This window comes from Syntrophorhabdaceae bacterium, assembly GCA_035541755.1.
Taxonomy (GTDB): domain Bacteria; phylum Desulfobacterota; class Syntrophorhabdia; order Syntrophorhabdales; family Syntrophorhabdaceae; genus PNOF01.
On sequence record DATKMQ010000125.1, the window covers coordinates 1 to 9,761 of the forward strand.

12 protein-coding genes are annotated in these 9,761 nt (G+C 50.0%); 6 read left to right on the forward strand and 6 right to left on the reverse strand.

The genetic code is table 11. The features are described 5' to 3' along the window. Together VMT62_12685 and VMT62_12690 are read left to right on the forward strand one after the other, a co-directional pair. Window positions 1-486, forward strand: a 486-nt coding sequence (locus VMT62_12685) for a hypothetical protein (GenBank protein ID HVN97277.1), incomplete at its 5' end; no start/stop codon positions are given. 209 nt (window positions 487-695) lie between these two features. Then, window positions 696-1,526 carry a hypothetical protein gene (locus VMT62_12690; GenBank protein HVN97278.1) on the forward strand — a complete coding sequence of 277 codons (831 nt, stop codon included), beginning with the start codon at window positions 696-698 and terminating at the stop codon, window positions 1,524-1,526. Between the two features lie 634 nt (window positions 1,527-2,160). Here VMT62_12690 and VMT62_12695 read toward each other — a convergent pair. Then, the gene (locus VMT62_12695; GenBank protein HVN97279.1) at window positions 2,161-2,415 is read right to left on the reverse strand and encodes a tyrosine-type recombinase/integrase; all 255 of its coding nucleotides are present in this window, start codon (window positions 2,413-2,415) and stop codon (window positions 2,161-2,163) included. Window positions 2,416-2,992: 577 nt separating this feature from the next. Here VMT62_12695 and VMT62_12700 point away from each other — a divergent pair. Then, window positions 2,993-3,460, forward strand: coding sequence for a PIN domain-containing protein (locus VMT62_12700; protein ID HVN97280.1), 468 nt, complete (start codon window positions 2,993-2,995; stop codon window positions 3,458-3,460). Beyond that, window positions 3,453-3,674, forward strand: a complete 222-nt coding sequence (locus VMT62_12705) for a hypothetical protein (GenBank protein HVN97281.1) — start codon at window positions 3,453-3,455, stop codon at window positions 3,672-3,674. The genes VMT62_12700 and VMT62_12705 overlap by 8 nt, the downstream gene beginning before the upstream one ends. A gap of 227 nt (window positions 3,675-3,901) precedes the next feature. Here VMT62_12705 and VMT62_12710 read toward each other — a convergent pair whose 3' ends face one another. Beyond that, a complete protein-coding gene (locus VMT62_12710) occupies window positions 3,902-4,594 on the reverse strand; it encodes a site-specific integrase (protein ID HVN97282.1) in 693 nt (230 codons plus the stop codon). 366 nt (window positions 4,595-4,960) lie between these two features. Further along, window positions 4,961-5,095: a hypothetical protein gene (locus VMT62_12715; GenBank protein ID HVN97283.1), complete on the reverse strand. Its 135-nt coding sequence runs from the start codon at window positions 5,093-5,095 to the stop codon at window positions 4,961-4,963. A gap of 229 nt (window positions 5,096-5,324) precedes the next feature. Here VMT62_12715 and VMT62_12720 point away from each other — a divergent pair, with 229 nt between their 5' ends. Next, on the forward strand, window positions 5,325-5,612 hold the full coding sequence (locus VMT62_12720) for a hypothetical protein (GenBank protein HVN97284.1): 288 nt from the start codon (window positions 5,325-5,327) through the stop codon (window positions 5,610-5,612). 59 nt (window positions 5,613-5,671) lie between these two features. Here VMT62_12720 and groL read toward each other — a convergent pair whose 3' ends face one another. From groL to VMT62_12735, 3 genes are all read right to left on the reverse strand, one after another. Next, window positions 5,672-7,306 (reverse strand): chaperonin GroEL, encoded by a 1,635-nt coding sequence (gene groL / locus VMT62_12725; GenBank protein HVN97285.1) that lies wholly within the window; start codon window positions 7,304-7,306, stop codon window positions 5,672-5,674. A 16-nt stretch (window positions 7,307-7,322) separates the two neighbouring features. Continuing rightward, a complete protein-coding gene (gene groES, locus VMT62_12730) occupies window positions 7,323-7,613 on the reverse strand; it encodes a co-chaperone GroES (protein ID HVN97286.1) in 291 nt (96 codons plus the stop codon). A gap of 277 nt (window positions 7,614-7,890) precedes the next feature. After that, window positions 7,891-8,295: a hypothetical protein gene (locus tag VMT62_12735; GenBank protein HVN97287.1), complete on the reverse strand. Its 405-nt coding sequence runs from the start codon at window positions 8,293-8,295 to the stop codon at window positions 7,891-7,893. Between the two features lie 980 nt (window positions 8,296-9,275). On the opposite strand from VMT62_12735, the gene VMT62_12740 reads away from it, so the two are divergent. After that, window positions 9,276-9,566 (forward strand): glycogen-binding domain-containing protein, encoded by a 291-nt coding sequence (locus VMT62_12740; GenBank protein ID HVN97288.1) that lies wholly within the window; start codon window positions 9,276-9,278, stop codon window positions 9,564-9,566. Window positions 9,567-9,761: the final 195 nt, after the last annotated feature.

The window sequence follows — 9,761 nt, forward strand, 5'->3', positions numbered from 1 at the left end:
CCCAACGAGGAATTCCCCTGGCTCACGGCGTACCTCTACATGGATGATACGGACGTCGCCATCGACCTTGCCGAGGTCCTCGGACTCGAACCAGGTGAGGTTGAGGCCGTTGAAAAAAAGGTGGTGCGACGCCTGGAGAGAAAGGGCTCCGTGCATGAAGGACACGTGCTTGCGGCGCTTACCGGACTTCACGAAGACGACCAAATGCCGCCTCGCATGCTGTACGCGGCGACTTCCCTGCTTCTTTCCTATTTGGGTTTTCTTCAAAGGTTCGTCTATGTTATTTGGGGACGGCCTGGAGAAAACTTAGCACCGAATCGATCGGAACCACCCGTGGGACAGCGCACAAAAAGGTTCGAGGGATACTTCACAGAATTTGTCGAGTTTGCGAAGCTCCATGGCATGGAGCGGAAGCTGACTGACGAACAGAAAAAGCACGCGGCTGTGCTGCTGCTCAGGTTGCAGACATTCTGGCAAAGGAGATAGGCTCACAGTTCCTCGTGGCCAGCACCATGATCGTGTGACTTTGCTCAACATCCTGCATAAAGGAATTGATGCGTAAGCTGCCATAGAGGCACATAAATACCCATGGATGATAAGGCCGTCGATGGCAGTCCGCTCGGTCGGAACGGGGAAGCTAGAGATACGACGTACTGCCTCAACTAGACAGGCAGTGAGAAACCTATTGGATACAGATGAAAGACCTATCCAAGCTGGCACGAGAAAACAAACAAGAAAAGATGATTCAGAAAATCAAGGAAACGGCAAAACAAATTAAGGTTGGCAAATTCTACAGTTGCATCTTGTCGGACGAGTTTGCGGAGGATGGTCTGACCAAGCTTATGAAATTCATAAGCGATAAAGCGGCGTCTGCCCCGGAAGGAGAAAGTTTCTTTTTTGTTGGCGAGGACAATCAAAAGGCCGAAGTTAAGTTTTGGGCTCCCGGAAAGATAGAGTTGTCTCATTTGACTCTCGGTTATGCCGGTGATTTGGGGGTGGTAAATATAACGGGATTGGCCAGAGATCAAATAAGGGGAAGTTTGCGTAAGGCAGTAGGGGCGTTTGAGTGGGGGGCTGACGAGAGGAACATCAATCTCATAGTTATGGAAGCCGACAATAAAGAAGACATAGATATCTGCGATGCAGTGTTTGGAACGGAGTATGACTTTCTTGCTGAGCACAAGCATTGTTGGTCCAGAAAGAATGACGGCTTATTTTGTGATTCTGATTTTTCGGCGAAGGTCGCCGGTGTTATTGCCATAAAAAGGAAGAGAGAATGGGTAAAGGAAATCTCAGCTCTCTCTCCTCAAGAAGTGGTAAGCCGGCTTACCCCCGAAGAAAAGGAAATATCCGACGGTATGACCCCAGAGGAAATCAAGAAAGCGCTTGAATGGAAAAACCCTGGACCTGTTGCCGACTATTCTAGGGTTCTATATGTGAACGACCGGTTTCAGCATCTCCTTGAACACATAAAGAGACTTCTTAGACTTGACGGAACTATCTATTACAACGTAAGGCCCGACTAGTACAAAAAAGAGCGTTTGATATGGACGGCAAAAAATGGCCTTCGCGATGTAGAAGTAGGGGACGATAGAGGGATTCTCTTGTGCATCGCTGTATTCTGTCAATAACCTAGTAAGCCGGCAGGGCGCCGGGGACATGGAGCGAGTGGGCCATAAAGCGGCGTCTCGCTGACCTCCGCGCTATCCTCACTTTCTACCAGTAATGCGCCGCTGCCATGTTTCTCACCCATGTAACAGGTGTAACAAAGTGCAGAGGTATGCCAAAATCAAGTCTCAACTTCGGATCAGAAAAACGATATACATGCATAACTACAATGACACTTCTGAATTCAGCAGTAATGAAATGAAGTAACTTGACGCGAAGAAACAACCCTGGAATAGAAGAATCAAGCGATGTCGCTTGTACAGATGCGTCAATGTTACCATACCGTAAGCTATAAATGTGGATTGTGTTAGGTAACATGAGCCACAGCGTAGAGCCCATAAAATCAGTGCTGTGGGACAGATGCATTACTGCTAGGTGGAATAATTAAGTACCGATTACAATTGGAGGCTTTCACGGCTAACATCGTCTGCTCATACCAGTTATTGGATGACATCTGATAACTTGGGACCGTCTTAGTACAGACTCTGGCTGCTACCCCTGATGCAATTTCTTTAACGAGAGCGTCAGCAGCGCCACTTGCTCCCGTGCAAAGCCCGCATCGTTGAACGGATGCCCGTAGATATCCGGCGTCACCTTGATGCTCGAATGGCCAAGCTGCTGCTGGATATACTTGATGTTCTGTCCATTGCGGATTCTCATGCTGGCGTTGCTATGCCGAATGCTGTGAAAAGAGACTCGGCGCAGCTTCGCTTTCTCCAGGGCAGTGTTGAAGTGCCGCTTGACCACGTTCTCGTGGATCGATGGCTTCCCTTCTGGGGCTTACTCTGAAAATATCAGTTCTGATGTAACACCGGAGGTATGCTCAAAGTTCGTGCTCACCAAAAAAGACGTGCAGGAGTTCTTTCGCCGTGCTCGACGCGTGAGTTATAAAGAATACGGTCACGATCTCGATATGTCGAGGTGCTACGCTACGGGGTAATGTGGTGTTCGCAAACGGCGACCGCGGTGGATGGACCATCGACCGGGAACGAAGAGGTTTGCTGACATTATCTGATGGACGCAATATCTATTTCTACTGTGAGCACTGCAGCGCAAAAGTATTCAAGTAGACTCTGTCAGATCTTTCAAAACATTGCACGCGCAGACTCCAGTGGTGCGTTATCTCCACACCATCGATGCAAGATTGACCCCGCGCAACACCCTCTGTCGCAGAGGAAAAAAGAGAACCGTTACCGGTTCTTCACCGATTTGAGAATGCGGCTATCTCTCTATCCAGCTTATTGTGCCAGCCTTCAAACCAATTGAAAACTGAGACCGAATTGGTCTAATGTAATAGAGCACAGGACCTGGATAGGGGGAGCCGTTGAAAGGGAACAAACTGGTGGCGTATCTTGACACAAGTGTGTACAATAGACCATTTGATGACCAAGATCAGGTCCGGATAAAGCTCGAAACGGAAGCCTTTCTTTCGATAATTGACAGAACTGTAAAAGGTGACATGGAAATTATAGGTTCTTCGGTTCTCAGCTATGAAAACAGCCGTAACCCATTCATTGAGCGTCGAGAGCGAGTTTCAAGTTATTTCTCAATTGCAGGAAAATGGCTAAGGCTAAACAAGGCTATTAAGGAGCGGGCGACAGTGCTTGAAGGCGCAGGCATCGACCCAATCGATGCGCTACACCTGGCCTGTGCCGAGTCAGGCGGGGCGGCTTATTTTATTACGTGTGATGATAGCGTGATAAGAAAGGCTAAGCAAGGGAAATGTCATCTTGTGTTGCAAGTGTGCGGTCCGCTGGAATTTGTTGTGAAGGAGGTATTCAAAAATGCTTAAGGCTCAGCCAAAGACCTTGAGTGGCGCCAATCTGAGAAAGGCAGGGTGGGACGCATTAGTTGAAAGGATAGGGCTGGTTAACGCGACTAGGTTTATGTTACAGCACGAATCGGGACATGGTGACTACACAAAAATAAGAAAAGAAATGTTTAAGGGCAAAAGGGTGAGCGACCTCTATAAAGAAATAACAACGATGGAGAAAGAAGCCAGGTAGCTTGGCGAAGACACGATACGACTGCAGCACGAGCTCGCGAAAATTGATCAGAGAAGACGACAATTACTGTACCCCAAACTGTACCCTAAAATTTGAAAAACATGGCAATGATGGTGGACATGGACATGGAGACGTGGTATATAAGCTACTAAGACAACTGCAAGTTCATGATTTTATTGGAAACGGGGAAGCGACCGGAAATCCCTCATAACCCGAAGGTCGCAAGTTCAAATCTTGCCCCCGCAACCAAATAAAACCGAGGGGTTAGGAGAATTTTCCTGCCCCTCTTTTTTGTGGAAAACCGCCTCAGGGTGTAGCTGGGGTGCAGGCAGGTGCAGGTCCAGATCCGGATCGTCCAGTTTGTCGGCTGCCTCGCGGTTATCCAGCGGCAGCAGATGGCCGTACAAATCAATGGTGACCTGAATCGATGAATGCCCCATCTGTTTCATGATGTAATCCAGGTGCTCCCTCCGTTTAATCAAACTGGATGCGAACGTATGGCGAAGCTGGTGGAGCGTGATTCTACGAAGAGGAGGCTTGCCTTCAGCCTGACGCCGTTCGTTTTCCTTTCTGAAAATTTCCTTGTAGACGCGTTCCCGGTAGTCGTCGGGATCGATAAAGTTGCCACTGCGATTGAAGAACAGCCACTCCGGCGCCTTTTTCCAGCGATTCTTGATCCTCAGTTTTTCAATCTCGAGCAGGTAATTTGCGAGGACCTGTGTGAGCTGTCTGGACATATGCACGAGTCTGGAACAACCGTTTTTCGGTGTCCCCAAGTCCCTCAAGGAGATAGATTCGTCCACTCTGATAAAACCTTTCTCGAAATCAATGTCGTTAGCCCGAAGCGCGATAAGTTCACCCAAGCGCATTCCCGTTCGAACCGCCGTCGCCCCATCCTGGGGCTCGGTTGTGTAGTACACAAACGAGTCAGTTTGCGGTACGGCCTATTATCATGGAGTTAGGAGAATTCGGAAAGTAGACCTAAACTGCGCGCTGACCAGCGGGCAGCCGTTTCTCCTAAAAAAACTCCGTGGCACATAAATCTCACGATTTCAACGAAGATGACCTTTTTGCGAAATCAGTCATAGTCGCTCCGGTCGGAAGTGTTTCCGTGCTTACTAACCTTTGCCTTCAGTATGCAGCGAGAGATGATACCCGCGGCTAACTCGGATCCGGTGCACAAGGGTGAACCATGCTGTCCAACAGCGCATCCCTTTGCCAGAACAGAAGATCTCCTCTACGTATCCTTCGCCGACTTCGATCACGTAACCCGCTCCAGTATCCGTTCATCTACTACGCAGCGACACGATGACGTAGGGCGTGCCGGATATGAGACAGGCCCGATAGCGCCTGATCAGCATCCGCGCCACCGCAACAATGGCTTTCTTCCACTTGCTTTTTCTCGTCGAAAGGTTCATCATTCTTCACGGGCGTATCCTTTCTTCCCTGCTGGCCACAGGGGATATATTGAGATTTAACTGCTCTCAATTAGGATACGCCTTTCTTTTCTCCATCAACAAGATTTGATTATATCTCGCCGCGAGAGCTGAAACACTTTGAAAAAAGAAGAGGAGCCTCCGTCGTAGGCTACCGTTGATATCAAACGCGTCGGCTACGCGTGGGCACTGGAAACAGGAGGCACTTATATCCTTGCGTACCAATTGGATGGAACCTGATCCCAAGACCCTCTGGGACACGTACATCCAGCTGACCGAAGTTGAAGATGCCTTCCGCACCGCAAAAGATCTGGGCATGGCGGCGGATCTTTCATCAAAAAGAAGACCGGACCCAAGCCCATATTCGGGTCTGCTTTCTTTCGCTGACCCTGTGGCGGACACTGCAACAATGAAACAGATGACCGGGAAAATAGGGAATAAAGGTCATAGTACGGAAGTGAAGGCTTTAAAAACGGATATCGGGTTAGGCCAGAGGTTCTGAGAAGCAAAGGGGGACCGCGGCGTCCCCCTTTGCTGGCTCATTTCTATAGGACTTGCCGGTTAGTACATGCCTCCCATGCCACCTCCCGGAGGCATAGGCGGGTAAGCTGGAGCGTTTTCCTTCGGCTTCTCTGCGATCATGGCTTCCGTCGTTAAAAGCAGGGCTGCCACGGAAGCAGCGTTCTGCAGTGCACTGCGGGCAACCTTGGTCGGATCGATGATACCCGCCTCCTGCATGTCATCAACGTAGACTTCCTTGGCCGCGTCGAAACCAAATCCGCCTTTACCGTTCTTCACCTTGTCGATGACGATAGAGCCGTCATGTCCGGCGTTGAGCGCGATCCATCTCGTCGGCTCTTCCAGGGCTCTCTTGACGATCTGCACGCCGAACTGTCGCTCCCCTTCGAGTTTGAGAGTATTCAGTTTGTCAATAGCCCTGATAAAGGCGACGCCGCCGCCGGGGATGATACCTTCCTCGACCGCTGCCTTCGTTGCGTTGAGAGCATCCTCAACACGAGCTTTTTTCTCCTTCATCTCCGTCTCAGTCGCGGCACCCACATTAATAACGGCCACGCCACCCACCAGTTTCGCGAGCCTTTCCTGGAGCTTTTCACGGTCATAGTCGGAGGTGGTCTCTTCGATCTGGGTTCTTATCTGTTTTACTCGAGCCTCTATATCCTTCTTTTCGCCGGCACCATCTACGATAGTCGTGTTGTCTTTATCGATTACGATTCTCTTTGCAGAACCGAGATCCTTTACGCTGATACTCTCGAGTTTAATGCCGAGTTCCTCAGATACTACCTGCCCACCGGTAAGAATGGCGATATCCTCGAGCATGGCCTTTCTTCTGTCGCCAAACCCCGGCGCCTTGACCGCGGCGACCTTCAGGGTCCCCCTCAACTTGTTTACCACGAGGGTTGCCAGGGCTTCGCCTTCCACGTCCTCAGATATGATCAAAAGGGTCTTTCCCATCTTTGCAACCTGCTCCAGAACGGGCAGAAGGTCTTTCATACTGCTGATCTTTTTTTCGTTGATGAGGATGACCGGCTCCTCGAGGACAACCTCCATTTTTTCTGGGTTCGTGACAAAGTAAGGAGAGATATAGCCCTTGTCGAACTGCATACCCTCAACGATGTCGAGCGTGGTCTCCATGCTCTTCGCTTCTTCCACGGTGATGACACCCTCTTTTCCGACCTTGCCCATAGCCTCGGCGATAATGTTGCCGATCGTCTCGTCGTTATTTGCCGAGATCGTTCCTACCTGGGCGATCTCTTTCTGGTCCTTCGTCGGTTTGGAAAGCCTCTTCAATTCCTCGACAACGACCTCGACCGCCTTTTCGATACCCCGCTTCAGCTCCATAGGGCTATTCCCGGCAGCCACCAGTTTTGTTCCTTCCCTGTAAATGGCCTGGGCGAGCACCGTGGCTGTGGTGGTGCCGTCACCGGCGACATCGGAAGTCTTGCTCGCTACCTCCTTTACCATCTGGGCGCCAATGTTCTCGAACTTGTCTTCCAATTCGATCTCTTTGGCCACGGTCACACCGTCTTTTGTGACGGTCGGAGAGCCGAATGATTTGTCTACCATTACGTTTCTTCCCCTGGGTCCCAAGGTAACTCTTACGGCATCGGCAAGTGCGTTTACCCCTCTGAGGAGCGATTCCCTTGCTTTCTGGTCATACAGAATATCTTTTGCCATGGTATCTCCTTCTCTCCTAATCTTTGATTATTGCGAGTATGTCTTCTTCCCTGAGGATCAGGTGCTCTTCGCCGTCAATTTTGATCTCCGTTCCCGAGTACTTGCCGAACAGGATCTTGTCTCCCGCCTTTACTTCAGGCGCCACTCTCTGACCCTTCTCCGTCATTTTACCGCTGCCGACCGCGACCACACGGCCCTCCTGGGGTTTCTCCTTAGCGGCATCCGGAATAATGATCCCCCCTTTTGTCTTCTCCTCTTCCTCGAGCCTCTTGATAACCACTCTATCCTGTAACGGTTTAACCTTCATTGCTTCGCACTCCCTTCTTTGTTTTAGGAATCTGCACTATGCTACGGTGGTTGTATATAACACAAGATCTACCAGCGCCTTATGCAATCTCTCGTGCACACATTCTTTTTGGAACTGCTCCTTCCTGACGCATTGCGGCTCATCCTCTACCAGGGCCCTTAAGTGTTGTGCTGTTCTGCAGCCAATACATAAATATAAGCATTATTGTTGCCGTTGGCAACGAGGCCTTGTTTCCTCTAGACGTTAAGGAATCGTACGCGGATCCTACTGCCGGACCCTATTTTGGAAAGTACCGTCGAACTTTCGCCGTAATCTGACGGTCCGTCATCTTGTCGACTGTTTCAACACCTGCAATACGTCCGCCGAGGCCGTGTTTTTCAAGACGTTCTTTAAGTTCGCCCTTCGCCTCACCGGGACCAAATATTACGATGGACTCTGCATCGCGAATAGATGCAATGACGGCATCGTAGTAAATGTTAAGATGTCCCGTAAGTGCTCTCTGTTGGCTATCCTGCGCCTGTACATGGTGAGGTTCATAAGGCCCCTTGAGGGGGGAATCGCCGGAACGGCGGGGCTGTTTTTGAACTCTCGATATTATCAGCCCTATCTCTTCCCCTTTGTCCGTAACAGTCACGATAATGGCCCTCCCATGATCGATCCACAAACCCACTTTTGTTCTCATAGATTTCTCCTTTGACTGAATTGTGCACCACAATGATCACGGTATGAATACAGTATAAGGCTCGCACATGCTATGGACTAGCCGTCGGTCGCACACCCTCTTAACAAAGAGTACGCATTGCAGAATCAGGAGTCAGCAGGCCCTTCCTTCGATCATGTTCGGCTGCGGGCCCCTTGAGGCGTGGGTATTCCTGGTCTGTATTGTGCCTTCAGGCAGAGAAGACACTTATAGCTCAGACTGAGTACTGATCCGGCCCCTTGCAGGTAGAAGAAAGAGCTCAGACAGCACTTCGATTAGGGAGTTAACTGCGGCTAAAGTTCCATGCCCTTCAGAAAAGAGCCCCGACGCCCGCGGTCACCGCCATGGCCAGTGCTCCCCAGAACGTAACGCGCTGCGCGCCCTAACGCCGAAAATTGATTTGTTTAGCCTTGCTTTTTCAATCTCTGTAGTAAAAACGACCACAGGCTCGCCTGCATGAAAGTACTACAAAATAATTGTTGGTCTTGCGACAGACGTGAGTTAGCGCTTGTCGTATCATTCTGTAGATGGCTTTCTTGGTGCAGATAATGAAGGCTTATTGTGATTTATCAGGTGCGCAGCGGAGAGCTTTTCTTAAGACTAAACATGGAGGACTAAATACATGCACCGCACCTACCGTCATGGGTTAATGAAACGGATCCCGCTGGCTTCAGATTATACTGAAACAAGCACACCTTTCCATTGCGGGAGAGGAAACGGAGAAGAGACTGTCGCTGGGAAGTTACATAAAATTCTCGTGTTAACGTTGGTATGTTTCGACAGGTGGCTAAAACCTGTGTTCTCACAGGCAGAAGGGCGGACCCTGAGTCCCATTCAGGAGCGCGATCCTTATGTAGAGGGCTTGCGTCGATGTCTCCAGAGCCATCGAAGGGATTGAACACGACAGGATGCGGACAATACCGCACAAGTGGTGAAAATGTAGCAGCTGCGTAAGAAGAGAGATGAATAGCGCAAAAAAGAACACGAAAAAGCGCATTACCTTCAAGCTTCATGCACCAGGAGCGAAGAGTGTGCATCTCGCCGGTACTTTCAATGGCGGGAATACGCGTTCTCATCCTCTCAGGCGGGACAAGAGGAGCAAGACACCGGGCATGTGGCAAAGGATTTTGTACTTGGAACCAGGGGTCTACGAATACCGCTTTATAGTTGATGGTAAAGGGCACGATGATCCAAACGTCACGGAGCGATGGACAAATGAGTTCGGCAGCTTCGATTGCATTATATGGGTATGACGGGGAAGGCTCGACAAGTGGCAGGCCAACAGCTTTACAGCTTATTAGCTAAAAGGAGGTGGTGAGCAGACCCGGAGACATTGTGCGGAGGCTTGCGATGCCTTCATGAGAAAAGATTTCCTAAACGACCATTTGACTAATAACTGTATGACAGGGAGGAGTACCCGCTACGAAACAGAGAACTATCGTTATCCG

Excerpts from the sequence above, each read along its gene's own strand:
- groES (HVN97286.1), bottom strand. The coding sequence starts at position 7,613 with ATGAAGGTTAAACCGTTACAGGATAGAGTGGTTATCAAGAGGCTCGAG.
- groL (HVN97285.1), bottom strand. The coding sequence starts at position 7,306 with ATGGCAAAAGATATTCTGTATGACCAGAAAGCAAGGGAATCGCTCCTC.
- VMT62_12690 (HVN97278.1), top strand. The coding sequence starts at position 696 with ATGAAAGACCTATCCAAGCTGGCACGAGAAAACAAACAAGAAAAGATG.
- VMT62_12715 (HVN97283.1), bottom strand. The coding sequence starts at position 5,095 with ATGATGAACCTTTCGACGAGAAAAAGCAAGTGGAAGAAAGCCATTGTT.
- VMT62_12740 (HVN97288.1), top strand. The coding sequence starts at position 9,276 with ATGAATAGCGCAAAAAAGAACACGAAAAAGCGCATTACCTTCAAGCTT.
- VMT62_12705 (HVN97281.1), top strand. The coding sequence starts at position 3,453 with ATGCTTAAGGCTCAGCCAAAGACCTTGAGTGGCGCCAATCTGAGAAAG.
- VMT62_12735 (HVN97287.1), bottom strand. The coding sequence starts at position 8,295 with ATGAGAACAAAAGTGGGTTTGTGGATCGATCATGGGAGGGCCATTATC.